General features: G+C 66.9%; 25 protein-coding genes, 1 tRNA gene, 1 pseudogene and 2 riboswitches. Of the genes and pseudogenes, 15 read left to right on the top strand and 12 right to left on the bottom strand.

Features of this window, described 5'->3' with window-relative positions:
- The first annotated feature begins 51 nt into the window (after positions 1 to 51).
- On the top strand, positions 52 to 456 hold the full coding sequence (locus LXE91_RS05725; protein WP_039351316.1) for a hypothetical protein: 405 nt from the start codon (positions 52 to 54) through the stop codon (positions 454 to 456).
- A 23-nt stretch (positions 457 to 479) separates the two neighbouring features.
- Here the strand turns inward: LXE91_RS05725 and LXE91_RS05720 are convergent, their stop codons facing one another.
- The 5 genes from LXE91_RS05720 to LXE91_RS05700 form a co-directional block, all read right to left on the bottom strand.
- Entirely contained in the window at positions 480 to 824 is a 345-nt protein-coding gene (locus LXE91_RS05720; protein WP_039351319.1) for a hypothetical protein, read from the bottom strand.
- 3 nt (positions 825 to 827) lie between these two features.
- The gene (locus LXE91_RS05715; RefSeq protein ID WP_039351322.1) at positions 828 to 1,181 is read right to left on the bottom strand and encodes a hypothetical protein; all 354 of its coding nucleotides are present in this window, start codon (positions 1,179 to 1,181) and stop codon (positions 828 to 830) included.
- Positions 1,178 to 1,993 carry a hypothetical protein gene (locus LXE91_RS05710; RefSeq protein WP_039351325.1) on the bottom strand — a complete coding sequence of 272 codons (816 nt, stop codon included), beginning with the start codon at positions 1,991 to 1,993 and terminating at the stop codon, positions 1,178 to 1,180. Before LXE91_RS05710 ends, LXE91_RS05715 begins: the two co-directional genes overlap by 4 nt.
- Positions 1,993 to 2,532 carry a PAAR domain-containing protein gene (locus LXE91_RS05705; RefSeq protein WP_046196264.1) on the bottom strand — a complete coding sequence of 180 codons (540 nt, stop codon included), beginning with the start codon at positions 2,530 to 2,532 and terminating at the stop codon, positions 1,993 to 1,995. Before LXE91_RS05705 ends, LXE91_RS05710 begins: the two co-directional genes overlap by 1 nt.
- A gap of 105 nt (positions 2,533 to 2,637) precedes the next feature.
- Positions 2,638 to 3,123 carry a hypothetical protein gene (locus tag LXE91_RS05700; protein ID WP_039352189.1) on the bottom strand — a complete coding sequence of 162 codons (486 nt, stop codon included), beginning with the start codon at positions 3,121 to 3,123 and terminating at the stop codon, positions 2,638 to 2,640.
- Between the two features lie 119 nt (positions 3,124 to 3,242).
- Here LXE91_RS05700 and LXE91_RS05695 point away from each other — a divergent pair, with 119 nt between their 5' ends.
- Complete coding sequence (locus LXE91_RS05695; protein WP_172625583.1) at positions 3,243 to 3,905, top strand: DUF448 domain-containing protein; 663 nt, start codon at positions 3,243 to 3,245, stop codon at positions 3,903 to 3,905.
- A gap of 244 nt (positions 3,906 to 4,149) precedes the next feature.
- Positions 4,150 to 4,350, top strand: a pseudogene (locus LXE91_RS05690) (transposase); the annotation flags it as partial.
- Between the two features lie 130 nt (positions 4,351 to 4,480).
- On the opposite strand, the gene LXE91_RS05685 reads toward LXE91_RS05690, so the two are convergent.
- Positions 4,481 to 4,556 (bottom strand) — tRNA-Arg (locus tag LXE91_RS05685).
- A gap of 251 nt (positions 4,557 to 4,807) precedes the next feature.
- Between LXE91_RS05685 and LXE91_RS05680 the strand changes: the two genes are divergently transcribed.
- On the top strand, positions 4,808 to 5,698 hold the full coding sequence (locus LXE91_RS05680) for a c-type cytochrome (protein ID WP_278068120.1): 891 nt from the start codon (positions 4,808 to 4,810) through the stop codon (positions 5,696 to 5,698).
- 87 nt (positions 5,699 to 5,785) lie between these two features.
- Here LXE91_RS05680 and LXE91_RS05675 read toward each other — a convergent pair whose 3' ends face one another.
- The gene (locus LXE91_RS05675) at positions 5,786 to 7,873 is read right to left on the bottom strand and encodes a UvrD-helicase domain-containing protein (RefSeq protein WP_039351330.1); all 2,088 of its coding nucleotides are present in this window, start codon (positions 7,871 to 7,873) and stop codon (positions 5,786 to 5,788) included.
- Positions 7,874 to 8,159: 286 nt separating this feature from the next.
- On the opposite strand from LXE91_RS05675, the gene LXE91_RS05670 reads away from it, so the two are divergent.
- The 8 genes from LXE91_RS05670 (at position 8,160) to LXE91_RS05635 (ending at position 18,452) form a co-directional block, all read left to right on the top strand.
- A complete protein-coding gene (locus LXE91_RS05670; protein ID WP_039352192.1) occupies positions 8,160 to 8,867 on the top strand; it encodes an SGNH/GDSL hydrolase family protein in 708 nt (235 codons plus the stop codon).
- Between the two features lie 236 nt (positions 8,868 to 9,103).
- Complete coding sequence (locus LXE91_RS05665; protein ID WP_046544124.1) at positions 9,104 to 10,156, top strand: oxidoreductase; 1,053 nt, start codon at positions 9,104 to 9,106, stop codon at positions 10,154 to 10,156.
- Between the two features lie 157 nt (positions 10,157 to 10,313).
- Entirely contained in the window at positions 10,314 to 10,676 is a 363-nt protein-coding gene (locus tag LXE91_RS05660) for a hypothetical protein (RefSeq protein WP_039351336.1), read from the top strand.
- A 113-nt stretch (positions 10,677 to 10,789) separates the two neighbouring features.
- Positions 10,790 to 10,890: riboswitch (glycine riboswitch) on the top strand.
- A gap of 34 nt (positions 10,891 to 10,924) precedes the next feature.
- Positions 10,925 to 11,058: riboswitch (glycine riboswitch) on the top strand.
- An 84-nt stretch (positions 11,059 to 11,142) separates the two neighbouring features.
- The gene (gene gcvT, locus LXE91_RS05655; protein ID WP_039351339.1) at positions 11,143 to 12,261 is read left to right on the top strand and encodes a glycine cleavage system aminomethyltransferase GcvT; all 1,119 of its coding nucleotides are present in this window, start codon (positions 11,143 to 11,145) and stop codon (positions 12,259 to 12,261) included.
- A 117-nt stretch (positions 12,262 to 12,378) separates the two neighbouring features.
- Positions 12,379 to 12,759 carry a glycine cleavage system protein GcvH gene (gene gcvH, locus LXE91_RS05650; RefSeq protein ID WP_039351343.1) on the top strand — a complete coding sequence of 127 codons (381 nt, stop codon included), beginning with the start codon at positions 12,379 to 12,381 and terminating at the stop codon, positions 12,757 to 12,759.
- A gap of 58 nt (positions 12,760 to 12,817) precedes the next feature.
- Positions 12,818 to 15,745 carry an aminomethyl-transferring glycine dehydrogenase gene (gene gcvP / locus LXE91_RS05645; RefSeq protein WP_039351346.1) on the top strand — a complete coding sequence of 976 codons (2,928 nt, stop codon included), beginning with the start codon at positions 12,818 to 12,820 and terminating at the stop codon, positions 15,743 to 15,745.
- Between the two features lie 151 nt (positions 15,746 to 15,896).
- Positions 15,897 to 17,033, top strand: coding sequence for an alginate lyase family protein (locus LXE91_RS05640; RefSeq protein ID WP_039351348.1), 1,137 nt, complete (start codon positions 15,897 to 15,899; stop codon positions 17,031 to 17,033).
- Positions 17,034 to 17,063: 30 nt separating this feature from the next.
- Positions 17,064 to 18,452: an L-serine ammonia-lyase gene (locus LXE91_RS05635; RefSeq protein WP_039351351.1), complete on the top strand. Its 1,389-nt coding sequence runs from the start codon at positions 17,064 to 17,066 to the stop codon at positions 18,450 to 18,452.
- A 70-nt stretch (positions 18,453 to 18,522) separates the two neighbouring features.
- Here LXE91_RS05635 and LXE91_RS05630 read toward each other — a convergent pair whose 3' ends face one another.
- Complete coding sequence (locus LXE91_RS05630) at positions 18,523 to 18,924, bottom strand: type II toxin-antitoxin system VapC family toxin (RefSeq protein ID WP_039351354.1); 402 nt, start codon at positions 18,922 to 18,924, stop codon at positions 18,523 to 18,525.
- Positions 18,924 to 19,160, bottom strand: a complete 237-nt coding sequence (gene vapB, locus LXE91_RS05625; protein ID WP_039351357.1) for a type II toxin-antitoxin system VapB family antitoxin — start codon at positions 19,158 to 19,160, stop codon at positions 18,924 to 18,926. Before vapB ends, LXE91_RS05630 begins: the two co-directional genes overlap by 1 nt.
- A 360-nt stretch (positions 19,161 to 19,520) precedes the next feature.
- Between vapB and LXE91_RS05620 the strand changes: the two genes are divergently transcribed.
- Both LXE91_RS05620 and LXE91_RS05615 read left to right on the top strand, forming a co-directional pair.
- Positions 19,521 to 21,224, top strand: coding sequence for a thiamine pyrophosphate-binding protein (locus tag LXE91_RS05620; protein ID WP_039351360.1), 1,704 nt, complete (start codon positions 19,521 to 19,523; stop codon positions 21,222 to 21,224).
- A complete protein-coding gene (locus tag LXE91_RS05615) occupies positions 21,221 to 22,318 on the top strand; it encodes a glycosyltransferase family protein (RefSeq protein WP_039351363.1) in 1,098 nt (365 codons plus the stop codon). The genes LXE91_RS05620 and LXE91_RS05615 overlap by 4 nt, the downstream gene beginning before the upstream one ends.
- A 117-nt stretch (positions 22,319 to 22,435) precedes the next feature.
- Here the strand turns inward: LXE91_RS05615 and LXE91_RS05610 are convergent, their stop codons facing one another.
- The 3 genes from LXE91_RS05610 to exaC form a co-directional block, all read right to left on the bottom strand.
- The gene (locus LXE91_RS05610; RefSeq protein ID WP_039351365.1) at positions 22,436 to 23,467 is read right to left on the bottom strand and encodes a helix-turn-helix domain-containing protein; all 1,032 of its coding nucleotides are present in this window, start codon (positions 23,465 to 23,467) and stop codon (positions 22,436 to 22,438) included.
- 218 nt (positions 23,468 to 23,685) lie between these two features.
- Positions 23,686 to 24,240, bottom strand: coding sequence for a hypothetical protein (locus tag LXE91_RS05605; protein ID WP_039351368.1), 555 nt, complete (start codon positions 24,238 to 24,240; stop codon positions 23,686 to 23,688).
- Positions 24,241 to 24,564: 324 nt separating this feature from the next.
- Entirely contained in the window at positions 24,565 to 26,091 is a 1,527-nt protein-coding gene (gene exaC, locus LXE91_RS05600; protein ID WP_039351370.1) for an acetaldehyde dehydrogenase ExaC, read from the bottom strand.
- Between the two features lie 322 nt (positions 26,092 to 26,413).
- Between exaC and LXE91_RS05595 the strand changes: the two genes are divergently transcribed.
- Entirely contained in the window at positions 26,414 to 26,842 is a 429-nt protein-coding gene (locus LXE91_RS05595) for a pyridoxamine 5'-phosphate oxidase family protein (RefSeq protein ID WP_039351373.1), read from the top strand.
- Positions 26,843 to 26,917: the final 75 nt, after the last annotated feature.

Genomic DNA, 26,917 nt, shown 5'->3' with positions numbered 1-26,917 from the left:
GTTCAGCACGCCGACCTCATTGCCGATATCGTTTCTGAGGAGGCAATTGTTATGACGCATCTAAAGTTGGTCGCGGGCACGGCGGTGCCCAACATCCGTCAAAAAGATTTCCACACGACGAACGATGGGGCACTGAAAGCAGGAGGCACCCGGGTGGCTGAACTAGAGGCGCGGGCACGCACGGCAATCCGTAAGCTGAAGCCAGGTCTCGACGATTTGACGGTGGAAGAACTGTTTGCCGAAACGAACCGTAATCGTGGCGGGGTGACCATGCCCATGGCCGCGGCACTTCACCGAAATGGACAGATTCGGCACGCTTTGCGAGTCGCGGGCATTCACGCGAACGCTGCGCTGGACGTGTCTCTCTATGGCGTCGTCATCGAGCCCGAAAAACTCCTGATGGCGTGCCCAGCGCTCAAGCCGTATGCCACTGTTCTGGAAGGCATCACGCTATAGACGCGTGCGCCGTAGCAGCGCCCTCAATAGGGCCGAACACCGATGCGAGGGTTCACGCAGGCGTAGATAAGAGTAAGGGCGATGAACACGAGCAGGAAGGAGGCTACTGCCTTGCCCACGTCGCCGGCCCGCCGCGTTCTCGTGAACAGAATGCTCCCGATGAGCACCAACGCGATACCCATGAAGAAGTCGGTCGCCAGGCCGCCGGCGGTCTGACCGTCCACAAAGCTGAGGTAGTCGAAGCTCAGTAGGCGATGGAGTTGGTCCAAGCTCTTGAGGGAGAGCAGCGCACCAATGCTGAAGACCATGCCCGCCAGGGAGAGAATGGATGCCGCTGTCGCAAGCACGATTTGCGTCCACTTCTTCATAGGTTACCCGACCGTATAGAAAGCTTCGGTTTGCGCATAGAGCAGGATGACGAGCAATGCAACGGACCACCCGAGCACAAATGCAAAGGCCTTGCCGTCGCGCGCGCCGCGGAACACCAATCCACCCGCTGCCAAGCTGATGGCCGCCAACACCAAGACATAAAAACGGCCCGCCAGCAGTTCCGCGTCGGGTATCGCGCGGTCCAGTCGGTTGGCCCAGTGATAGGTGATTGGCTTCAATGCGAGGCCCCCTCCTATTACGGAAGGCTTAAAGAGCAATCCGATGGAGGGGGCACCAGCTACGACGTAGCACAGCATGAGCGCAGCAAGCACCGCGATGGTAAGTCTCAGTTTCATAGATTGTTGAACTCGGCGAAGTTCCAGCGCACGTGCTTGTTCATGCTTCCCCATACATCGGCGTCCCAGTCTCGATAGTCGCCGTAGAGACGCTGATACATCCACTTGCCATTGCGCTGCTCGTACACGGCATTCTGAACAGGGGAGCCCAGGTAGTTCGAGCTTTCCCGGTTGCCAGTATTCGTCGCGCGAATCCAGGGACCGAGTTCCAGATAGCTTGTCCACTTTCGGCGAGGTGTCTCGCCCGGTCCAGGGAAGTTGCCCTGCATGATTTCTACCCGCCCTGGCCCCACCCCGGTTACGACCTGGATATGCCCGCCGTTAAATTCGACGAAGAGGTCGCCCGGCAACAGGTTGCTGTCAGCTACGGGAAGCGAGTTTTTCAGCACGTCGGGCGCCCCGCTGGCATAAGCAACATCAAGAGCAAATCCAGCCGGTGTCGGCGGAGCCGTCTTGTTTCCGGACTTATAGTCCATGTCGATGTTTTTAAAAACCGCGGAGCCGGTCTTGATTTTCAAGGGCAACTTGTTGCGTGAGGCAAACTCAATGAGAATTTCGAAGGCGAAATCCTCACAGGTAAATCGGTTCGTGTCATTCCCACCGGTAGGTGACCCGTCGATGGGTTCGCTCTCCAGCTTCGACATATCGACCTTTCGAGCCTGTATTTCCTTGGCCAGTGCAGGTACTGCAGCATGGTATTGAGCTATCCACTGGGCGTTCCATTCATGCCGATGAATCCAGTAGATTTTGTGTTGAACCGTGACGGCCTTACGTTCGTCCTTGGGGGTCATCAGCGCGTTGGCCAGTTGCATTACTCACTCCCTCCCGCCAAGTGAAGAAAGAACTGGACATCATGCGCTTGGTCAGCCGAGATGAGTTCGGTTTTCCCGTTCGCTGATGTAATGCCTTGCACGGTTTTTCCATCCGCGCTCTTGAGCATATAAGGCAACCCTTCCACTGGTTCCCCATCGCTGTTGATAATCCGAAAGTGCTGGTCGTGCGTCTTGAACGCGTGCTCAATCAACTCGCCGCTTGGCGCAAAACCGAGGTCGGCCAAATGATTGCTCTCGAAGGTCATGTACATGTCGGTCTGAGAGGCAATCATCACCGGGGGCGGGTCGCATTTACAGGCGCAGATGTCACCTTCCAGCGCTGGCTCCTTACCCATCATTGAACTCGGCCAGCGCGGCCCCGTCGGGACAATACGGCCGACGGATTTGCAGGCAGGACAAGTCACCTGCGCACCGAGAAAGGTCGGTTCGGTGCCGTGATGGGTCGTCATAGGCACCCCTTCAATCACCGTTCCGTTGGCAGACGACTTGTCGCCCACCATCAAGTAGCTGCGCCTCATGCTGGTGATACCTTTAAAAACGTTGAACAGGCTAGTGGCCGTAGAACCATCCTGGCTTCCCGCAAATCCGTTCTTGCCGGGAAACCAACGACTTCAGTCGTCGAGTCAAAGCTTTGCCAGTGGCGCGGGGGATACAAAATGCCACTGCTCGAACTCAGCGTCGTAGAGCGCCATCTGGTTGTACTCGCTCCCCGCCGGCGCGAGGCCGCCCATCTTTTGCACGGCCGCCGTAACGGCTCGGTTGCGGCGCGTTTCAGGCCAGCCCATCATCGTGTTGAACGTCTCTCGATACGCAAACAGGCCGGCGCTCATATATAGCTCGTCGAGAACTGCCAGGGTGCCCTGTTCAAGTCTGAACGCGATGTGATGAGCGTGCTCGGGTGGAACCTGCATCTCGTGATGCGAAGCGCAGGAGACGGGCTTGCCGTTGCGCCGGGCAATCAACTGGCCGTTCCGCGCCGGCCAGCCCAGGTGCACGTCGAGCGCAAGACGACCGTTGTTGTCATCAATGAATGTCGTCGGAACGAATCCGCTGGCGGGAATTGCGTAGTAGCGCTTGCCTTGCTTCGAGGCGAAGATTGCGTCGAGCATGGCATCCACCGGCGAGAGGTATGCGCAGATTGCGTCGCCCCCATCGTGCCGTTCGCACAACACGTTGACCCAATTCGGATTGTCCGGGCGAGGCTCATAGTTCGCCACCAGATACAGGGATGGCTCAGGGAAAAATACCTGCCCGGGCGAAAAATCGCTTTGTGCTGTTCGTGTTATCAAGACGTCTCTCTACGTCATTATCGCCACGCGAATTATTAGGTCAGAAGAATGTGTTTGTCCATCGGGCGACTGCATGTAGCGGCTGCTTAGCCAGCGAATTGACACATTTTCACGATGGCGCCGTACCGACGAGTACGCGCCGTCCCGGAAGCGCAACGCCGTCCGTCAATCGCACCATCACCATGGTGAAGTCACCAGCCATATCGTGCGCGAAGCAAAAACGCAGCGCACCCGCGAAACCGAGGTCTTGCGTTGAGCGAGAGAACGTCTGTGATAGGCTTCTTCGTCGATTCGTGGTGTCGGCTGATGGTTCGATCCAAGAGGACAATATGGACAAAACAACAAAAGGTGCGTGGCTGCTGGCGCAATCTAAATGCTTGGACGCTGTAACGGGGGCGGGACGGCTAGAAAACATCGCATATGCGGGCCGTGTCGGCAGGCTATATAACCTGCTGCGACGCAACATCATTGATGAGCCGAGCCCGACGATCAACGCGGAGACGGTACGCAATATTTGCCAGATGAACGGAATCGACCGGGCGTCTCGCGAGGCTGAGGGACACTATCTGCGGTCGTTTGTAACCCAACGCGATGAACAGTAACTTGTAACCCGTCGAGTCCGCGAAGCCTCATCGCTTCGCGGAGGCCCCCTGAAACTGCCCTTGATTGTGAATCAACGTGTGTGCGCGCTTCGAGACGGGAAAGTCATCCCAAAGCATCCTTGCTCAACGTGAGCCGGCCATATTGACCAAGGCGTTAAATTCGTAAGCAGCGTAGTCGGCATCACACCCTGGATAAGAAAAGTATGTGAAAGAGGCGACTATCTGATATGAGCCGTCGGGCAGCAACAAAGCCGTCTATCTGGCTTTGGGCATTCAGGCCGATGGCCAGCGCGACGTGCTGGGCCTCTGGATCGAGCAGACCGAGGGCGCCAAGTTCTGGCTCAAGGTGTTCAACGAACTCAAGACGCGCGGCTGCCAGGACATCCTGATCGCCGTGGTGGACGGCTTGAAGGGGCTGACCGAGGCCATCAGCGCGGCCTATCCTGTTCGGAGACCGATTTATGCAGGCGCGCGGATAACCCGCTGTTCAACCGCCTCGCCCACAAAAATGCGGACAGGTTCCAGCGACCGGAAAGTCGCCCAGCTCTCTAAGTCTTTGTTCTACTGGGAATTCTTGGCGCGCCCGGCTGGGATCGAACCAGCAACCCCTGCCTTCGGAGGGCAGTACTCTATCCATTGAGCTACGGGCGCCTGTGACAGTGAAGCGACCCCAATATACAGGCCGCCCACGATTGGCAAGACAGCAAGGATACCCGGTTTCCCATGATGCGTCCACCTTGCCCGACGAATCCCCGCCGGGCCCCGCTGCGTGCGGGTAAACACGCGCCATCGCACCGCTCGCCGTGATGTAAACGTTCCGTCTATAATCGACCGGGCTTCATTGGACTGCCATTTGCCGTTGCACCGCGCTCACAATTCCTATTCACGGAGACGAGGCAAGCATGAGCGAAGCACCCCACGAATCTCCCGTCAAAACCCCCGGGCAGCTGATTGCCGTCATCATCGCGTCGTTCGCGATTCCGATCATCCTGATCGTCCTGTTCGCCAACTATGCGAACCATGCGTTCCGTTCCGGCGCCGGCACGGACGCGCTATCCGACGAACAGGTCGCCGCACGCGTCGCCCCGCTCGCGAAGGTCGACGTGAAGGACGCCAACGCGCCCCGCACGTACAAGACCGGCGAGGAAGTCTACAAGGCCGTCTGCGTGACCTGCCACGGCACGGGCGCCGCCGGCGCGCCGAAGTTCGGCAACAAGGACGACTGGGCGCCGCGCATCTCGCAAGGTTTCGACACGCTGCTGAAGACGGCACTGGCCGGCAAGGGCGCGATGCCGCCGCGCGGCGGCACGAGCCCCGACGACGTCAGCGACTATGAAATCGCCCGAGCGATCGTCTACATGGCGAACAACGACGGCGCGAACTTCCCCGAACCGGCCGCGCCGGCCGCCAACGCGGCGCAACCCGCCAGTGGCGCCGCAGCCGCGTCGGGCGCGGCTGACGCCGCGAGCGCGCAAGTCGCCGCGGCCCGGGCAGCGATCGCCGCGATCCCGAAGGCCGGTGAAGCGCCGGCAGCCGCTGCCGCCCCGGCCGGGGCCGACGCCGGCAAGGCGCTGTACACGTCGACCTGCCAGGCCTGCCACGCGGCGGGCGTGCTCGGCGCGCCGAAGTTCGGCAGCAAGGAAGACTGGGCGCCGCGCCTGAAGGACTCGATGGATACGGTCTACAACTACGCGCTGCACGGCAAGGGCGCGATGCCGGCGAAGGGCGGGTCGAACGCGTCGGACGCCGACGTGAAGGCGGCCGTCGACTACATGGTCAACGCGTCGAAGTAACCCGCCCGGCCGTCAGTAAAAAACCCCCGCGGCGCTCACGCGTCGCGGGGGTTTTGTTTTGCGGTCACTCAGCCGGAACGCCCGGCGTCACTTCTGCAGCAACGCCTTCAGGCTCGCGAGCCGGTCCTTCGGCGACATCGGCGCCTCTTCCGGCGTCGGCGGCGGCGCGTCGTCGAGCCCCATCTCCGGGATGAAGCGCGACGGTTCGCACACGACCGTCTCGCGCGCCCGCTTGCGCTTCTTGCACCAGTTCAGGTGCAGGCTGCGCTGCGCGCGCGTGATCGCCACGTACATCAGCCGGCGCTCCTCCTCGATCCGCTCGTTGTCGATCGGGCCGTCGTCCTCGGAGCCGCCGCGGTGCGGCATGATGCCTTCCTCGACGCCGACCAGGAACACGTGCGGATACTCGAGCCCCTTCGACGCGTGGACGGTCGACAACCGCACGGCGTCCGGGTCTTCGTCCTTGCCCTCGAGCATCGACATCAGCGCGACGGTCTGGATCAGGCCGAGCAGGTTCTTGCCCGTATCGGCGAGGCCGTCCGCGTTGTGGAAGCCTTCCGCCTCACCGTCGACCGCTTCCGCCTCGGGCTTGGTGCCCTTGCGCTTCAGCCATTCGAGGAATTCGAGCACGTTCTGCCACTTCGACTGCGCCTGCCGTTCGTCGAACGCGTCGTACAGGTACGCCTCGTAGTGGATTGCCTCCATCATGTCGTCGAGCACGGCGGTGGCCGGATCCTTGTCCGCGCGCTCGGTCAGGCGCTGGATGAAGTCGCAGAACATCCGCAGCGGCTCGACCTGGCGCGCGGACAGCCGCGCCTCGATCCCGCCCATGTACACGGCCTCGAACAGCGACACCTTCGCCTGGCCCGCGAACGAGCCGAGCGCTTCGAGCGTCGTGTTGCCGATCCCGCGGCGCGGCGTAGTGACCGCGCGGATGAACGCGGGATCGTCGTCGGCGTTCGCGATCAGCCGCAGGTATGCGCACAGATCCTTGATCTCGGCCTTGTCGAAGAACGACTGGCCGCCGGACAGCACGTACGGGATCCGCTCGCGGCGCAGCACCTGTTCGAAGATCCGCGCCTGGAAGTTGCCGCGATACAGTATCGCGTAGTCGCGGAACTGCGCGCGCCGCTCGAACTTGTGCGCGGACAGCCGGAACACGACCGATTCGGCTTCATGCTCTTCGTCATTGCACGGCGTGACGGTGATCGAATCGCCCATTCCGTGCTCGGACCACAGCTTCTTCTCGAACAGCTTCGGGTTGTTCGCGATCACGTTGTTCGCGGCAGTGAGGATGCGCACCGTCGACCGGTAGTTCTGCTCGAGCTTGATCACGTGCAGCTTCGGGAAATCCTTGCCGAGCTGCGCGAGGTTCTCGAGCGTCGCGCCGCGCCAGCCGTAGATCGCCTGGTCGTCGTCGCCCACCGCCGTGAACGCCGCGCGCGGGCCCGCGAGCAGCTTCAGCAGCTCGTACTGGCACGCGTTGGTGTCCTGGTACTCGTCGATCAGCAGGTAGCGCAGCTTGTTCTGCCAGCGGTCGCGCACCTGTTCGTTCTTCGCGAACAGCTCGGCGGGCAGGCGGATCAGGTCGTCAAAGTCGACCGCCTGGTACGCGTGCAGCGTCGCGACGTAGTTGCGGTAGACCAGCGCGGCCTGGTGCTCGTCCTCGTTGGCCGCGATCGTCATCGCCTCGTCGGGCATGATCAGGCCGTTCTTCCACAGCGAGATGGTGCTCTGGATCTTGCGGATCAGGCCCTTGTCGGTCGTGCCGATCTGCTCCTGGATCATCCCGAAGCAATCGTCCGAATCCATGATCGAGAACTGCGGCTTCAGGCCGACGTGCTCGGCCTCCTGGCGCAGGATCTGCACGCCCAGCGAGTGGAAGGTGCAGACGGTGAGCTGGTTGACGGGCACCTTGCGGCCTTCCTTGCCGGGCGTGGTGAGCGTCTTGCCCTCGAGCAGCTTCGACACGCGCTCGCGCATTTCGGCGGCCGCCTTGTTCGTGAACGTGACGGCGGCGATGTGGCGCGGCTCGAAGCCTTTCGCTTCGATCAGGTGCGCGATCTTCTGCGTGATCACGCGGGTCTTGCCGCTGCCCGCGCCGGCGAGCACGAGACAGGGACCGTCGAGGTAGCGCACCGCTTCGTTCTGGGCGGGATTCAGGCCTGCGGACATGATGGCGGATGGTGTTGCGGTTGACGGCGGAACGCCGGGAGGATGCCGTGCGCGGCGGGCTGGCGAAGCAGGCGGACACGCGGGCAGGACGCGCATGTTAACACGTCGGCGGCGCGCTTTTCGGGAGCGCCGCCGGACGGGGCCGCGCGGGCCGGCCAGCCGGCCGCCCCCTGTCCGTTCGGCCAATCCGGCCCCGTTCGCGCACCGATCGGCCACAATACGTCCACGCCGGCGCCGCCCCGCGCCGGCCCGTTTGCGTCACCTGAACCGCCACCGGATCGACATCATGGGATACCCGTTCGCCACCGCTGCCCTTGGCCCGCTGCTGTTCGCGCAGGGGCGCTACGTGCGCCGCGTCACGCCGCGGCTGCCCGAGGCGGCCGGCCCGCGCGACGGCGTGGCGGGCGATGGGCCGCCGCTGCGCGTGCTGGTGGTCGGCGATTCGGCCGCCGCGGGCGTCGGTGTCGCGACGCAGCGCGACGCGCTGTCCGGGCAGCTGGCGAGCGCGCTCGCGGCCACCCACCGCGTGAGCTGGAAGCTGCTCGCGCGCACCGGCCTGACCACGCGGGAATTCGTCGACTGGCTCGCCGCCGAGCCGGCCGAGCCGTTCGACGTGGCCGTCACGTCGCTCGGCGTCAACGACGTGACGGGCGGCGTGCCGCCGGCCCGCTGGCAGGCGCAGCAGGCCGAGCTCGTCCGGTTGCTCGCCGCGCGCTTCCGGGTCGGGCACGCGATCCTGTCCGCGGTGCCGCCGATGGAGCGCTTTCCGGCGCTGCCGCAGCCGCTCGCGTGGTATCTCGGGCTGCGCGCGAAGCGGCTCAACACGGCGCTCGCCGGGTGGGCCGCCACGCAGCCGCACTGCACGTTCCTGCGCGTCGAGCTGCCGCTCGAGCGCCGCCTGATGGCCACCGACGGCTTCCACCCCGGCGCAACCGCCTGCGCGGTGTGGGCCGAGCAGGTCGCCGCCGCCGTGCGGCAGCGGGCAGCCGTATGACGCCGGGCGACGCCCCTGCGGCAGCCGCTCATTGCACGGGCGCAGGCGGGCAAACCCCGCCCGCACGGGCCGCCGGCCTGCGCAAATGCCGGCTTTCCTTGCGCAAGCGCCGCATCGCACCGTGCAATTCGCCCGAACGCGCCGGTGCAAGCGGCGGCGCCATGCCAAAATAGCCGGTCGTCTTCGCGCCGTCTCGGCGCGCCATCCTTTAGTTTCCTTCGCAGCCAGGAATTGCCATGTCGTCATTGCTCAGGATTGGTTTGATGGGTTTCGGTTTCGCCGGCGCGACGTTCCACGCGCCCGTGATCGCCACGAGCGGCCGCACTGAAGTCGCCGCGATCGCGACGGGTCAGCCCGATCGCGCGCAGGCGGCGTATCCGGGCGCGCGCGTCGTTCCGGATCTCGACACGCTGCTCGGCCTCGACGACATCGAGTGCGTGGTGATCGCCACGCCGAACGACACGCACTTCGCGCTCGCACGCCAGGTGCTCGAAGCCGGCCGCCACGTGGTCGTCGACAAGCCCGTCACGCTCACCGCCGACGAGGCGCTCGCACTCGCGCGGCTCGCGAACGCGCGCAGCCGGCTGTTCGCGCCGTTCCACAACCGCCGCTGGGACGGCGATTTCCTCACCGTGCGCGACATCGTCAAATCGGGCGAGCTCGGCCGGCTGACCTTTTTCGAATCGCACTTCGACCGCTTCCGCCCGACGCCGCGCACGCGCTGGCGCGAGGAGCCGGCCCGCGGCGGCGGCTTGCTGCTCGACCTCGGCCCGCACCTGATCGACCAGGCGCTCGCGCTGTTCGGCCTGCCGGAAACGGTGGGCGCGACCGTCAAGACGCGCCGCGACAACGGCACCGCGCCCGATTTCGTGCACCTGCAGCTCGGCTATCCGGACAAGGACATCGCGCTGCATGCGAGCGCGCTGTCGGCGATCGAACCCGCGCGCTTCACGCTGCACGGCACGCGCGCCAGCTACCAGAAGTTCGGGCTCGACACGCAGGAAGACCAGCTCAAGGCCGGCCTCACCGCCGACGACGTCGAATTCGGCGGCGGCAACCCGCCCGGCCTGCTGCGCGTGCTCGACGGCGAAGTCGAGGTCGAGCGCCCGGTGCCGACGCTCGATGGCCAGTACGCGGAGTTCTACCGCGCGCTCGCCGCGTCGATCCGCGACGGCGCGCCGTTCCCCGTCACCGCGCAGGACGCCGTCGACGTGATGACGATCATCGAGCTCGCCGCGCAGAGCGAGCACGACGGCCGCCGCCTGCCGTTCGTGCGCCGCACGATCTGACACCGCGCGCCGGCCGGCGGCGGCCGGTCGGCGCCGGTGCATGGGATCAGCCGGAACATTCGGTTACAAATGCCGGGGGAACGAAAGTCAGCGGCAGACTAGTCTGATGCGTTTCTCAAAAAAGTCGATCCGACACCAATCCGTCAGGAGAATGTTGATGCAACGGTTGATTCGCGCAGCAGTGTGCTGTGCCCTGGTTTCCTCGCTTGCGGCCTGTATCGTGCAGCCGCAGCAGCCGGTCCGCCCGGCCCCCCCGCCACGGCCGAATCCGCAGGTCGTCGCGAACGAGCGGATGCAGCAGATCCAGGGCCGGATCGACAACCTGCACCGCCGCATCGATGCGCGCGTGAACGGCGGCTACTACCCGCCGCCGTACGGCGCGCAGCTTCATCATCGCCTCGACGTGATCCGCCAGGAATCGAACGACATGTCCGCGCAGCACAGCGGCGGCCTGTCCGGCGACGAGCAGCGCGTGCTGAACCAGGAACTCGACACGGCCGCGCGCGCGATCGGCGAGTAACGCACCGGCGCCCGCCGGAGCGGAAAAAGCGGCGGCACCGGTTGCCGCCGCTTGTCGCGAAGCGACATTCTTTTGCTCAAATTGACAAGGCCCACCCGCTCGCGTACAGTCGCCCGCACGCGTCGGGAGAGCGTGTGACCGGGCTGTTTCAGCCGGTTGCGCCGCCGAAGGGGCACACCCGCAAACTCTCAGGCAAAAGGACCGACCGCGTCGGGGAATCCCGTCCGCGCATTGCGCGGGCCACACTCTCCCCGCACTCTGGAGAGCGGCAGTAGCCCGCAGCGCATCCGCTGCGCGGGCAAGCTGCCCACCGAAGGGGCGCGCGTTCGCCAGGCCTGGCCGGCAACGCAATCTCTCAGGTATCGAGGACAGAGGGGCATGTACCGGATCGCTCGCAGGCCATCGGCCGCGGTGGTCGGCACATGGCCGTTCTGATCCGCGCGCAAGCGCCTTGCCTGAGGCCTCGATGACTGCACTGAATCACACCCCGCTCAACGCCGCGCACCGCGCGCTCAATGCCCGCATGGTCGACTTCGGCGGCTGGGACATGCCCGTCAACTACGGCTCGCAGATCGAAGAACATGAAGCCGTGCGCACCGACGCCGGCATGTTCGACGTGTCGCACATGTGCGTCGTCGATTTCACCGGCAGCCGCGTGCGCGCATTCTTCGAGCATGCGATCGCGAACAACGTCGGCAAGCTCAAGACGCCCGGCAAGGCCCTCTACTCGTGCCTGCTCAATCCGCAGGGCGGCGTCATCGACGACCTGATCGTCTACTACTTCACCGAAGAATTCTTCCGCGTCGTCGTCAACGCCGGCACGGCCGAGAAAGACATCGCGTGGTTCAACCAGCTGAACGAGCAAGGCGGCTTCGGCGTCACGATCGCGCCGCGCCGCGATTTCGCGATCATCGCCGTTCAAGGCCCGAACGCCCGCGAAAAAGCCTGGGCGACGGTGCCCGCCGCGCGCGCCGCCACCAGCGAACTGAAGCCGTTCAACGCCGCGCAGGTCGCCGGCACGCCGTTCGGCGATCTCACCGTCGCGCGCACCGGCTACACCGGCGAAGACGGTTTCGAAGTGATCGTCCCGGCCGTGCACGTCGAAGCGCTGTGGAACGCGCTGCAGCAAAACGGCGTGCGCCCGTGCGGGCTCGGCGCGCGCGACACGCTGCGCCTCGAGGCCGGCATGAACCTGTACGGCCAGGACATGGACGACACCGTATCGCCGCTCGACGCGGGCCTCGCATGGACGGTCGACCTCAGCACGCCGCGGGACTTCGTCGGCCGCGCGGCACTGGAAGCCAACGGCACCCGCGCAGCTTTCGTCGGCCTGATCCTGCAGAAGGAAAACGGCAAGGCGGGCGGCGTGCTGCGCGCGCACCAGAAAGTCGTCACGCCGCACGGCGACGGCGAGATCACGAGCGGCACGTTCTCGCCGTCGATGCAGGAATCGATCGCGTTCGCACGCGTGCCGGCGGCCGTCCAGATCGGCGACACCGTCCAGGTGCAAATTCGAGACAAGAATCTTCCCGCGCGCGTGGTAAAACTGCCGTTCGTGCGCAACGGCAAGGTCCTCGCTGCGTAACGGCCGGGAGGCCCGCCTCCCGGTAAGCCGGGAAATGGCGCCCGGCGCAACCCCCTACCCGGCGCGCCCCGGCGGCGCGCCAGCAGAACGAACAAACCCTTTTATCAGGAGCATCCGATGAGCAACGTCCCGGCCGAGCTGAAATACACCGACGAACATGAGTGGATCCGCACCGAGGCGGACGGCACGCTGACGGTCGGCATCACCGATCACGCGCAGAGCACGCTCGGCGACATCGTCTTCCTCGAACTGCCGCAAGTCGGCAAGTCGGTGAATGCGGGCGACGCGGTCGGCGTCGTCGAATCGGTGAAGGCGGCATCCGACATCTACTCGCCGGTGTCCGGCGAGATCGTCGCCATCAACGAAGCCGCCACCGATGCGCCGGAGGAAGTGAACAGCGACGCGTACGGCGTGTGGCTCTTCAAGATCAAGCTTGCGGCCGGCGCATCGACCGACAAGCTGATCGACGCCGACGCGTACAGCAAGCTGATCGACTAATTTCCCTACCCGAACCGCGCGGCGCCGGCCTCGGCCCGCGCGGGACCAGAGTCACGCCATGAAGCTCGAACACCCGGACCGCCTGATGAACCGCACGCCCCTCTCGCTCGCCGCGCTCGAAACGCACGACGCGTTCGCCGAACGCCACATCGGCCCCGACGCCGCCAGCCAGCAGGCCATGCTCGACACGCTCGGCTTCGCGTCGCGCGCCGCCCTGATCGACGCCGTGATCCCGGCCTCGATCCGCCGCGCCGAAACGCTGCCGCTCGGCCCGTTCGCGCAGCCGAAGAGCGAAGCCGAAGCCCTCGCCGCCCTGCGGGTTCTCGCGGACAAGAACCAGGTGTTCCGCTCGTATATCGGTCAGGGTTACCACGACACGCACACGCCGGCCGTCATCCTGCGCAACGTGCTCGAAAACCCGGCGTGGTACACGGCCTACACGCCGTACCAGCCCGAAATTTCCCAGGGTCGCCTCGAGGCGCTCCTGAACTTCCAGCAGATGGTCGCCGACCTCACCGGCCTCGCGATCTCGAACGCGTCGCTGCTCGACGAAGCCACCGCCGCCGCCGAAGCGATGACGCTGCTGCAGCGCACCGGCAAGCCGACGTCGAACGTGTTCTACGTCGCCGACGACGTGCTGCCGCAAACGCTCGAAGTGATCCGCACGCGCGCGCTGCCGGTCGGCATCGAGGTCAAGACCGGCCCGGCCGCCGACGCCGCGCAAGCGAATGCGTTCGGCGTGCTGCTGCAGTACCCGGGCGTGAACGGCGACGTGCGCGACTACCGCGCGCTCACCGACGCGATCCACGCGGCCGGCGGCCACGTGGTCGTCGCGGCCGACCTGCTCGCGTTGACCGTGCTCACGCCGCCGGGCGACTGGGGTGCGGACGTCGCGATCGGCAACACGCAGCGCTTCGGCGTGCCGATGGGCTTCGGCGGCCCGCACGCAGCGTATCTCGCGGTGCGTGACGAATTCAAGCGCCAGATGCCGGGCCGCCTCGTCGGCGTGACGGTCGACGCGCAGGGCAAGCCCGCGCTGCGCCTCGCGCTGCAGACGCGCGAACAGCACATCCGCCGCGAGAAGGCCACGTCGAACGTGTGTACCGCGCAGGCGCTGCTCGCGATCATGGCCAGCATGTACGCGGTCTACCACGGCCCGCACGGCCTGAAAACGATCGCGCTGCGCGTGAACCGCATCGCGGCGCTGCTCGCCGCCGGCGTGAAGCAGCTCGGCTTCGCGACCGTCAACGACACGTTCTTCGACACGCTGACGATCGACACCGGCGCGCGCACCGCGCAGGTTCACGAATTCGCGAAGGCGAAGCGCATCAACCTGCGCCGCGTGAGCGACACGCAAGTCGGCGTGTCGGTCGACGAAACGACGACGCGTGACGACCTCGCCGATCTCCTCGCCGTGTTCGCGCAGGCCGCGGGCGGCACCGCACCGGCCGTCGACGCGCTGGACGCGGGCCTCGCCGGCGTCCCCGCGCTGCCGGCCGGCCTCGAGCGCACGAGCGCGTACCTGACGCACCACGTGTTCAACCGCCACCATTCCGAAACCGAAATGCTGCGCTACCTGCGCAGCCTGTCGGACAAGGATCTCGCGCTCGACCGCTCGATGATCCCGCTCGGCTCGTGCACGATGAAGCTGAACGCGACGTCGGAAATGCTGCCCGTCACGTGGCCCGAATTCGGCCGCATCCACCCGTTCGCGCCGGCCGAGCAGACCGTCGGCTACCGCGAGATGATCGACCAGCTCGAGCAGATGCTCGTCGCGGCCACCGGCTACGCGGCCGTGTCGCTGCAGCCGAACGCGGGCTCGCAGGGCGAGTACGCGGGCCTGCTGATCATCCACGCTTACCACGCATCGCGCGGCGAAGCCCATCGCGACGTGTGCCTGATCCCGGCGTCCGCGCACGGCACGAACCCGGCATCCGCGCACATGGCCGGCATGAAGGTCGTGGTCGTCGCCTGCGACGCGCAGGGCAACGTCGACATCGCCGACCTGAAGGCGAAGGCCGAGCAGCACGCGAAGGATCTCGCGGCGATCATGATCACGTACCCGTCGACGCACGGCGTGTTCGAGCAGAACGTGCGCGAGATCTGCGAAATCGTGCACGCGCACGGCGGCCAGGTGTACGTCGACGGCGCGAACATGAACGCGATGGTCGGCCTCACCGCGCCGGGCCAGTTCGGCGGCGACGTGTCGCACCTGAACCTGCACAAGACCTTCTGCATCCCGCACGGCGGCGGCGGCCCGGGCGTCGGCCCGGTCGCGGTCGGCGCGCACCTCGCGAAGTTCCTGCCGAACCAGCGTTCGACCGGCTACACGCGCGAAGAAGACGGCATCGGCGCGGTATCGGCCGCGCCGTACGGCTCGGCGTCGATCCTGCCGATCTCGTGGATGTACATCGCGATGATGGGCGCGAAGAACCTGACCGCCGCGACGGAAACCGCGATCCTCAATGCGAACTACATCGCGAAGCGCCTCGCGCCGCACTACCCGGTGCTGTATTCGGGCCCGGGCGGGCTGGTTGCGCACGAGTGCATTCTCGACCTGCGTCCGATCAAGGAATCGAGCGGCATCACCGTCGACGACGTCGCGAAACGCCTGATGGACTACGGCTTCCACGCGCCGACGATGAGCTTCCCGGTGCCGGGCACGCTGATGGTCGAACCGACCGAATCGGAGTCGCAGGAAGAACTCGACCGCTTCATCGCCGCGATGATCGCGATCCGCGATGAAATCCGCGCAGTCGAGGAAGGCCGCGCCGATCGGGAGGACAACCCGCTGCGTCACGCACCGCACACGGCGGCCGTCGTCACCGCGAACGAATGGCCGCACGCGTACTCGCGCGAGCAGGCTGCGTACCCGGTCGCGTCGCTGGGCACGAACAAGTACTGGCCGCCGGTCGGCCGCGCGGACAACGTCTACGGCGACCGCAACCTGTTCTGCTCGTGCGTGCCGATGTCGGAATACGCATAACGCGCGCCAGGCCAGGAGCCGCCCGATGGCGACCGCACCGCACGCAACCCGGAGTTGCGTGCGGTTTTTTTGTTCGCCGCTCGAACCGGTTCACGTTCGTCCGCCAATCCGGCTAACATCACACGCGATCCAGCCAATGAAGGAGTTCCGCATGGTGCGTCCGATGTTTCCGGGCCATGGTGCAATGCAAGGGCGGCCGCGCGCGCGCCGCGTCGTGCCGATGCTCGTCGCGTCGCTGTCGTTTGCCGCCGCCGGCCTCGGCGCGTCCGGCAGCGCGCGCGCGGCGATGAATTTCTGCGCGGCGCCGGCACTGCAGGCGAGCGAGACGACACAGGCCGAGCCGGGCATCCAGGCGCTGATCCGCAGCGTCGACGCGCGCATCGGCGAGCAGCCGAAGGCGATGGCGCGCGTGCACACCGAGGGCACGCTGCCGCACGAAGGGATCTACGACCAGAGTGCCGCCGCGCTGAAGGATCTCGACCTGATGCGCGATGCCGCGCTCGCATGGCGCGTGACGAACGCGCCGCGCTACCTGCAGCTCGTCGACCGCTTCCTGTCCGCGTGGGTCGCGATCTACCAGCCGAGCTTCAACCCGATCGACGAGACGCGTTTCGAAAGCCTGATCGTCGCGTACGACATGACCGCGAGCGCACTGCCGGTGAAGACCCGCAACGCGACGGCCGCGTTCATCGCGAAGCTCGGCGCCGGCTACGTCGCGCAGATCGACGCGCAGAAGCGCCCGCTCACGGGCACCTGGCGCAACAACTGGCAGAGCCACCGAATCAAGCTGATCGCGCTGTCCGCGTTCACGCTCGGCGATCGCAAGATGATGAACGCCGCGCAGCGGCTGTTCGTCGAGCATCTCGCCGACAACATCGGCCCGGACGGCAAGACCTGGGATTTCGAGGAACGCGATGCGCTGCATTACGCGGTCTACGACCTGCAGCCGCTGGTGACGGCCGCGCTCGCCGCGCGCCGCTTCAACCGCAACTGGCTGCGCGAACGGGGCGCGAACGGCGCGACGCTCGCGGCCGCGCTCGACTGGCTCGTGCCGTACGCGCTCGGCGAGAAAACCCACGAGGAATTCGTGAACTCGCCGGTGCCGTTCGACGCGAAGCGCCGCGAGGCCGGCCTGCCCGGCTACACGGGGCAGTGGGACCCGAAAAACGCCACCGAACTCTTTCATCTGGCCGCGCGGCTCGACGGGCGCTACGCCCGCGTCGCGCAGCAACTTTCCCCAACGCCGCCCGCATGGCTCGCCGCGTGCCTGCCATTGCAGGCGCGCTAGCAATATTCTTAAAGCAAGGCAGGAATCGAAATGGCAGTCAGCGTCTTTGACCTCTTCAAGATCGGTATCGGTCCGTCCAGCTCGCATACGGTCGGGCCGATGCGCGCGGCGCTGATGTTCGTCCAGGGCCTCGAGCGTGACGGGCAACTCGACGCCACGGCCCACGTGAAGGTCGAGCTGTACGGCTCGCTCGGCGCGACCGGCAAGGGCCACGGCACCGATCGCGGCGTGATGCTCGGCCTGCTCGGCGACGCGCCCGACACCGTCGATCCGGACACGATCGACGCGCGGCTGGAAGACGTCCGCAAATCGAAGCAGCTCGCGCTGCTCGGCACGCATCCGGTGCCGTTCGTGCTGAAGGAGAACATCGCGTTCTACCGCCAGGCGCTGCCCGAGCACCCGAACGGCATGAAACTGCGTGCGTCCGACGCGAGCGGCAACGTGCTGGTCGAGCGCACCTACCTGTCGGTCGGCGGCGGCTTCGTCGTGACGGCCGGCGCACCGAACACGAAGGTGCTGAGCGCGGCCGAGCAGATGACCCACCCGTTCCGCACCGGTGCCGAGCTGCTCGCGCTGACCGAGTCGACCGGCAAGTCGATCGCGCAGCTGATGTGGGAAAACGAGCGCGCGTGGCACACCGAGGAAGAGACGCGCGACGGCCTGCTGAAGATCTGGGCCGTGATGCAGTCGTGCGTGTCGCGCGGCTGCGGAATCGGCAACCCGGACGCCGACGGCAACCTGCCCGGCCCGTTCCAGGTCAAGCGCCGCGCGCCGCAGCTGTACCGCACGCTGACGGGCAGCCCGGAGCGCGCGCTGCAGGACCCGCTGTCGATGATCGACTGGATCAACCTGTACGCGATCGCGGTCAACGAGGAAAACGCGGCCGGCGGCCGCGTCGTCACCGCGCCGACCAACGGCGCGGCCGGCATCATCCCGGCCGTGCTGCACTACTACACGCGCTTCACGCCCGGCGCGAACGAACAGGGCGTGATCGACTTCCTGCTGACGGCTGCCGCGATCGGCATTCTTTACAAGCTGAATGCGTCGATCTCCGGTGCGGAAGTCGGCTGCCAGGGCGAAGTGGGCGTCGCGTGCTCGATGGCGGCCGGCGCGCTTGCGGCCGTGCTCGGCGGCACGCCGCAACAGGTCGAGAACGCGGCCGAAATCGGCATGGAACACAACCTCGGCCTCACCTGCGACCCGGTCGGCGGGATGGTGCAGATCCCGTGCATCGAGCGCAACGCGATGGCGTCGGTGAAGGCGGTCAACGCCGCGCGCATGGCATTGCGCGGCGACGGCTCGCACTACGTGTCGCTCGACTCCGTGATCAAGACGATGCGCGAGACGGGCGCCGACATGAAGACGAAGTACAAGGAAACGTCGCGCGGCGGGCTGGCGGTGAATATCGTCGAGTGCTGATGCCGGATCCGAGGGTCATGCGGGACAATCCGACGTCTCGCATGACCCTCGGGCGCCCTGCGTGCCCTGATCAATCGTCCAGCCAGTTCTCCAGCCGCAGTCCCGGATAGCTCACGAAATCCCGCTCGTTGTTGGTCACGAGTACGACATCGAGCGACACCGCATGCGCGGCGATCAGCTTGTCGAGGTGATCCTTCTTCCGCTCCCGGGTTGCCTCGCGGACCGGGCCATACGCTTGCGCGGCCGCGACGTCGAACGGCGCAACGGGAATGTCGTCGATCAGCGCGGCAAGATTGCCGCGCTCCCGCGCAGGGCTCGCGCACGCCGCGACGCCGTACTCGAGCTCGGCGTACGTGATCGCCGACATCACGACGTCCCCCGTGTAGCACTGCGCAAACCGTCTCGCAACCTGCTCCGGCTGATTCTTCATCAGGTAGATGCACATGTTGGTGTCGAGCATGTAGCGCGGCATCACAAACCCTCGCGATCGGCCTGCTCGTGGTCACCGCGCCCATCCGCCATGAAATCCGGCCCGAATTTAGCGAATTTCTCAAGGACGCGGGTCAACGGCCGCCGCGCCGGCCGAATGCGGATTTCGTCACCAATGCGCTCGATTTCCAGTTCGATATCGCTGCGTTCATAGGCAAGGTCGGCAGGAATTCGCACGGCCTGCGAGTTGCCGTTCCGAAATACCCTCGTCGTATGCATGTCGCCCCAACATCCGGATGTACTGTGGATGTACAGTATATCCGCTTGGCCGACGATGTAAATCCATGTGTGTACATCCGCGCTGACCTCGGGATCGATTCGGAAGCGAACGCCGGCACGCCGTTCTTTTCATCGCGGTCAGGGCCCCTTCCGTCACGCCCACGGCAAGCGGGCCGACCAGGCATTCGTAGCGTCCAATTCTTCTGCGTTGGGGATGCACGCACAAGCTGGCCGTTCGGCCGAAACCGCGGTGCATGCCCTGCCTCCCTGCGCGTTCCGGCACTTTTCCGCGGCCGGCGCACCGGCGGCCGTCCAACCGGCGTAAGCTGTACGTCCCGCTACCCAGGGAGACGGCAGCCCATGTCGCATTCCAAGGATCTCGAGCAGCCCGCCACCACCGGCGCGCGACTGCTCGTCGATGCGTTGCTCGCCAATCACGTCGAACGCGTGTTCTGCGTGCCGGGCGAGAGTTTCCTCGCCGTACTCGATGCGCTGGCGGACGATACCGCGCGCATCCAGACGGTCGTCTGCCGCCACGAGGCGGCCGCCGCGAACATGGCCGAGGCCGTCGGCAAGCTCACCGGCCGCCCCGGCATCGCGTTCGTCACACGCGGCCCCGGCGCGACCCACGCGTCGATCGGCGTGCACACCGCGTTCCAGGATTCGACGCCGATGATCCTGTTCGTCGGCCAGTGCGCACGCGAGCACCTCGACCGCGAAGCCTTCCAGGAAATCGACTACCGGCGGATGTTCGGCCAGATGGCGAAATGGGTCGCGCAGATCGACGACCCGCGCCGCATCCCCGAATACCTGAGCCATGCGTTCCACGTCGCGACGTCCGGCCGCCCCGGCCCGGTCGTGCTCGCGCTGCCGGAAGACGTGCTGTCCGACGCGTGCGCGCCGCAGCCGGTCGTGCCGGCTGCGAAACGCGTTGCCGCCGCGCCGTCGGCCGCGCAGATCGACGAGCTGCGCGAGCGGCTCGCGCGCGCGGAACGGCCGTTCGCGATCGTCGGCGGCAGCGGCTGGACACCCGACGCGTGCGCCAACCTGCGCACCTTCGTCGAGCGCTGGCAGTTGCCCGTGGCCTGCGCGTTCCGCTACCAGGACACGATCGACAACGCGCACCCGAACTACGCAGGCGACGTCGGGCTCGGGATCAACCCCGCGCTCGCGAAGCGCATCCGCGACGCCGACCTGCTGCTCGTGATCGGGCCGCGCCTCGGCGAAGCGACGACCGGCGGCTACACGCTGCTCGACATCCCGAAGACGCGCCAGACGCTGATCCACGTTCATCAGGGCGCGGACGAGCTTGGCCGCGTGTATGCGGCCGACCTGCCGATCGTGTCGGGCATGCCCGAAATCGCCGCGCCGCTCGCCGCGCTCGAGGCGCCCGAGCCCCCCGCGTGGGCCGGCACCGCTGCCGACGCGCATCGCGCGTATCGCGAATGGCATGCGCCGCTGCCGATGCCCGGCGACGTCCAGCTCGGCGACGTGATGGTGCAGCTGCGCGAGCGCCTGCCGCATAACGCGATCCTCACCAACGGCGCCGGCAACTACGCGATCTGGCTGCATCGCCACTTCGCGTACCGGCACTTCCGCTCGCAGCTCGCACCGACCAGCGGCGCGATGGGCTACGGCGTACCGGCCGCGCTTGCCGCGAAGTCGCTGTACCCGTCGCGCGCCGTCGTCGCGCTCGCGGGCGACGGCTGCTTCATGATGGCCGGCAACGAGCTCGCGACCGCGATGCAGTACGGGTTGAACATCGTCGCGATCGTCGTCAACAACGGGCATTTCGGTACGATCCGCATGCATCAGGAGCGCAATTACCCGGGGCGCGTGCATGGCACGGGGCTCACGAATCCCGATTTCGCCGCGTATGCGCGTGCGTTCGGCGCGCATGGCGAGACCGTCGAGCGCACCGCCGATTTCGCGCCCGCGCTCGAGCGCGCGCTGACCTGCGGGCTGCCCGCGCTGATCGAGATTCGCATCCCGCAGGACGCCAGCACGCCGGCCGCGACGCTCGAACAGATCCGCGAACAGGGCCGCCGCGCGCGCGGCGGATGACGATGGACACGCACGCCGCGCCGCCCGACGTCGCGTTGTCGCACGACGACGCGCTCACGCTTCCCGGCACGCTGCTCTCGCCGGACGGCACGCTCGTCGCGCCGTACGACCTGGAGCACGGCGGCGCGCATGCCGTCGGCCACGTGCCGGCCGCACCCGCGCGGAGCCTGCTGCACGCCGCGCACCGGCCGTTCCGGCTCGACTACGACCGCGCACGGCACGTGCACGTGATCAACGGGATGGGCGTCACGCTCGGCGATTCGGTGATCGGACTCACCGCCCTCGCCGCGCTGCGTACCGCGCACCCGGGCCTGCACTTCACGCTGTACCGGCCGGCTTGCGCGCCGCGCTACGTCGAGGCGCTGTATGCGCTCGCGGCCGACCTCGTCGCACCGTCGCGCGCGCTGCCGTACCGCGCCGACGCGCTGCCGGCGGATGCACCCTGCATCGACGTCGGCAATCACCTGTACTGGCCCGCGTTTGCGCGGCTGCCGATGATCGATTTCTTCCTCGACGCGCTCGGCGTGGAACCCGCGTCGGTGCCGGCGTCGGCCAAGCGCAACCGCTGGCTCGCGCGGCTGCCGCTGCCGGAGTTGCCTGAGCAATGGCGGCGTCCGTACGTGCTCTTCTGTCCAGTCGCGAGCACCGCGTTGCGCAGCGTGCCGCCCGCGCTGCGGGCAACGTTCGTCGATCAGCTTGCGCAGCGCTACGGGTTGCCGGTGGCCGGGTTCGGGCCTGTCGCGCACCCCGCCTATGTCGACGTGAGCGCCGATGCGGCCGACGATACGGCCCGGTTCATTGCGTGGGTCAAAGGCGCCAGCCTGCTGTTCGCGCCGGACACGGCCGCGCTCCATCTCGCCGACGGTTTCGACGTGCCGACGCTCGCGTGCTTCACGTCGATCGGGCCGGCGCTGCGCGTGCGCGACTATCCGCATTGCGTGCCGGTCGCGCTCGACGTGCCTGCCGAATTGCACGGAATGCATCGCAGCGAACGGCACGCCGATCTCGCGGCGGTCGAAGCCGCCTATCGCGCGATCGACTGGGATTCGCTGGCATGGCCCGCGCCGCGCGAAGCGGCGGCTACGGCCGAATAGGGAAACGGGGTGCGGCGGCCGGTTGCGAGGCCGAAAGGGTCGCTGCGTGTAGGCGCCGCCTGAGCCTGAGCCGAAGCCGGCATCCAAACCAGACCCGCTTCGACTACCGCTCCACGCTCACCCCACCGCCACCATCACCGCGCGATCGCGCAGTGTCTCCGAAGGCCGCTTGCCGAACAGCCGCCGGTAATCCGTCGCGAACTGGCTGAGATGCCAGAAGCCCCACGCCTCCGCCACGTCCTGCACCGAGCCGGCCGCGCGGCCGCACAGGTCACGCCGCGCGCCGTTCAGCCGCAGCGTGCGCAGATAGGTGGCAGGCGCCATGCCAAGCACGTCCTGGAAGCAGTACTGCAGCGTGCGCCGGCTCACGTGCAGCTGCTCGCACAGCTCGGGCACGCCGACCGGGCGTGTGCGGTGCGCCAGCACGTAGTCACGTGCCTGTTCGACGATCCAGCGGCGCATCGACGGCGCACGGCCGGCGTCGTCCGCCGGTTGCGCGCACACGTCGAACAGCGCGGCCAGCACCTCGGCCTGCAGGTCGTCGCGCTGCGCATCGGGCAGCGGGCCGGCCATCGCCATCGCTCCGTCGAGCCGTCGGCCGAGCAGCGCGCACAGACCCGCGAGACGCGCATCGCCCACCTGCATCACGCGCTGCGTAAACAGCCGCTCGTCGAGCGGGCGGCGTTCGACCTCTTCCGCGTAGTGACGCAGCACGTCGCCACGCACGACGACGCCGTAGATCGAGAACTGCGCGGGCGTCACCAGTTCGAATTCGACGTTGCCCGGCCGGAACGCGAGCGCGCCGGGCCCGATGCGGCACGCATCGACGCGCGCGGTGCCGTCGCTCGCGAGCGGGATGCCGAACCAGTAGGCGTCGCCGCGCACCTCGCACGCCTGGCGCAGCAGGTGGCTCGTCGATTCGCGAAACAGCTTCATCGTGTCGAGCGGCAGCTCGGTCAGCGTGCCGACGAAGCGGCCGGCCGCGAGCTGGTCGTAGGTCTGGCGCCAGCCGATCAGGTTGCGTGCCTGCTCGTCGGCGTCATGCGCGACGCTGACGACCGCCTGCCCGGCCAGCGCATCGTCGCCCAGTGCGTTGCGCCGCGTGTCTTCGGCCGTCGGTTCTTCGCTGCACGCCACGTATTGGTCCATCGTGTCCTCCCTCACCTGCCCGGAACCGCACCTGTGATGCAAGTCCCGTGCCGAACTGGGCGCAACTCGCGCAAAGTCCGTTATTCGACGCTGCGCGGCACGGACGCGCCATGCGGGCATGCCCGAACGCCTCGTCGCGCGCACCCCGTCGGTGCGGTACGCGCCACGCCGGCGCAGCCGGTGCGCGCCCCCCGGCCGGCGATGCGCGAAGGCCGGAGTCAGCCACCGTTCGCGGGCCGCAGCCGCACGACCCGCGTGCCGCAATTGCCGTACGCCTGCGCGACCGCCAACTCGACGATCGCGCTACCGACCGGCCACGGCGCCGCGTCCGCATCGGACAGATCCGTACGCAGCGTCGCGCGCCCGTTGATCCGGTAACGGATACCGCGCATGAAATCGACGAACAGCAATCCGACGCCGCTGCCATTGCACCGCCCCGCGTCAATCCGGCCGCCATCGCGCTCGCCGTACACCGGCAGCACGAAGCGCAGCGTCTTCGTATCGATCACGCGCACGACCGGCAGCAGGCCGCCATTCGCGTCGCGCCGGCTTTGCACGATGTCGCAGGTCACGCCCGCCTGCCCGCCGTACGCCGTGCCGACGAACATGAAGGGCTGCGTCTCGATGAATTGCCGCACGCCGATGCTCAGCCGCGTCGTCACGACGTCGCTCATCCGCTCGGCTTCGTCGGCGACGCCGAAGTGGTGATGCGCGTCGAGTTCGCCCGCGTGGAACACGGGATGGCGCGGATAGGTTCGAGGCGGTTCTGACATGGGGTTTTGCGTCCGGCGCGCCGGCTCGATTTTCCGCGGCAAACGAACGGCCGTCGGTAACGTTTCCGGCGAAGGCCGCGACAATGCGCGGACGGTATCAGGTTGCGAATGCGAACGGGCCGAAACGGTCAAAGCGGTCAATCTCCGCATCGCCGGTCGGTCGCGCGGCACGCGTTCGCGCACCCGTGGGCCAGGCAACCACCGTCGCCCGGCGCGACACGCATCCGACGACCCTCCGGTATCCGAAGCTTCGCCGCGCAAGCCTGCGCCCCGACCGGCCGACGCATACCGCGCCGCCGGCCGGCCAGGACGCCCGCGCGCGGATCAGAAGAACCCGAGCGCCTCGGCCTGGTAGCTCACCAGCAGGCACTTCGTCTGCTGATAGTTCGACAGCGCCATCTTGTGCGTCTCGCGGCCGATCCCCGACTGCTTGTAGCCACCGAACGCCGCATGCGCGGGATACAGGTGGTAGCAGTTGGTCCACACGCGGCCGGCCTCGACCTCGCGGCCCATCCGGTACGCCCGCGTGCCGTTGCGCGTCCACACGCCCGCGCCGAGCCCGTAGAACGTGTCGTTCGCGAGTTCGATCGCCTCCTGCTCGTCCTTGAACGTCATCACCGACGCGACCGGCCCGAAGATCTCTTCCTGGAACACGCGCATCTTGTTGTTGCCGAGCAGCATCGTCGGCTTCACGTAGTATCCCGTGCCGAGGTCGGCGGCCGGCGCCGTGCGCTCGCCGCCCGTCAGGCATTGCGCGCCTTCGCCGCGGCCGATGTCGATGTACGACAGGATCTTGTCGAGCTGCTGCTGCGAAGCCTGCGCGCCGATCATCGTCTGCAGGTCGAGCGGGTGGCCGGCCTTGATGCGCTCGACCCGCGCGACCGCCTTCTCGATGAACTTCTCGTAGATCGATTCCTGGATCAGGATCCGCGACGGGCACGTGCACACTTCGCCCTGGTTCAGCGCGAACATCGCGAGCCCCTCGAGCGCCTTGTCGAGGAATGCGTCGTCCTGGTCGAGCACGTCGGCGAAGAAGATGTTCGGGCTCTTGCCGCCCAGTTCGACCGTCGACGGGATCAGGTTGTCGGCCGCGGCGCGCAGGATGTGCTTGCCGACCGGCGTCGAACCCGTGAACGCAATCTTCGCGATGCGCTTGCTGGTCGCGAGCGCTTCGCCCGCTTCCTTGCCGAAGCCGTTCACGATGTTGATCGTGCCGGCCGGGAACAGGTCGCCGATCAGCTCCATCAACACCAGCACCGACGCGGGCGTCTGCTCGGCCGGCTTCATCACCACGCAACAGCCGGCCGCGAGCGCCGGCGCGAGCTTCCATGCGGCCATCAGCAGCGGGAAGTTCCACGGGATGATCTGGCCGACGACGCCGAGCGGCTCGTGGAAGTGGTATGCGACGGTGTTGTCGTCGATTTCGGAGATGCCGCCTTCCTGCGCGCGGATGCAGCCCGCGAAGTAGCGGAAGTGGTCGATCGCGAGCGGCAGGTCGGCCGCCATCGTCTCGCGCAGCGGCTTGCCGTTGTCGATCGTTTCGGCCACGGCCAGCAGCTTCAGGTTCTTTTCCATCCGGTCAGCAGCGGCGAGCAGCAGGTTCGCGCGCTCGGCCACCGACGTCTTGCCCCACTTGCGGCGTGCGGCGTGCGCGGCGTCGAGCGCGAGCTCGATGTCGTCGGCGCCCGAGCGCGGCACGCGGCAGAACGGCTGGCCGTTGATCGGCGACACGTTCTCGAAGTACTCACCTTTCGTCGGCGGAACCCACTTGCCGCCGATGTAGTTGTCGTATTGCTGACGGTACGGGTATTCGACGTCGAGGCCCAGTTGTTTCAGGTCAAACGGGTTCATACATGTCTCCTGTTCATCGTGCTTGTGTGAGTACAGCGCCAGTTGGAATCGCGCTGCCCTCGTTTACGCAACATGCGTGCCAAACAGGACGCAAGCACGGCGATCACGGCCGGCCCGCGTCCCCGCCGTGCCGTGTTCACCGACGCAGCATGGCGGGTGTCCCGAATCTGAACAGCGCGACTGCGCCGCGCGCCGGGGCGGTGTTCGATATCTCCACAGTGCGCAGGCGCACCTGCGCGCGGAGGCAGACCGGGCCGCGTGGCATGTCGCTTGCGTGCGCCCTGCGCATTCCCACGCAACGGCGCGTGCGCCGACCGACACCATGAACGACCGCGCCCCCCTGACCGACGACGCCATTGCGTTCATCCGCGAGCAGGCATTCCTGATCGTCGCGACCGTCGACGCGGCCGGCAACAGCGACTGCTCGTACCGTGGCCGCCAGCCACGCGCGGACGGCTCGTTCGAGCCGCTCGTCGACATGCCCGACCGCCGCACGCTCGTGCTGCCCGACTTCGCGGGCAACAACCTGTTCAACACGATCGGCAACCTGCTCGTGAATCCGGCCATCGCGCTGCTGTTCGTCGACTTCGTGCGGCAGACGACCTGGCTCGTGCAAGGCCGCGCGACGATCGACGAGGATGCGGGAAGCCGCGTGCATCTGTGGCCCGATGCGCGGCGCTATGTGGTGGTTGAAGTGGAGCATGCGCAGGCACGGGCGGACGCGGCACTGCCGCCGCTGGTGCTGGTGTGACGGGCGCGACGGGCGTGGCGGTTCGTCGGCGTGCGAACGCAGCCGACGCAATGGAAACGGCGCTCCGGCCGTCCA

Origin of the sequence: Burkholderia contaminans (assembly GCF_029633825.1) — a bacterium.
Taxonomy (GTDB): Bacteria; Pseudomonadota; Gammaproteobacteria; order Burkholderiales; family Burkholderiaceae; genus Burkholderia; species Burkholderia contaminans.
The sequence above is the reverse complement of the archived record's forward strand: the minus strand, read 5'-3'. Positions and strand labels throughout refer to the sequence as shown.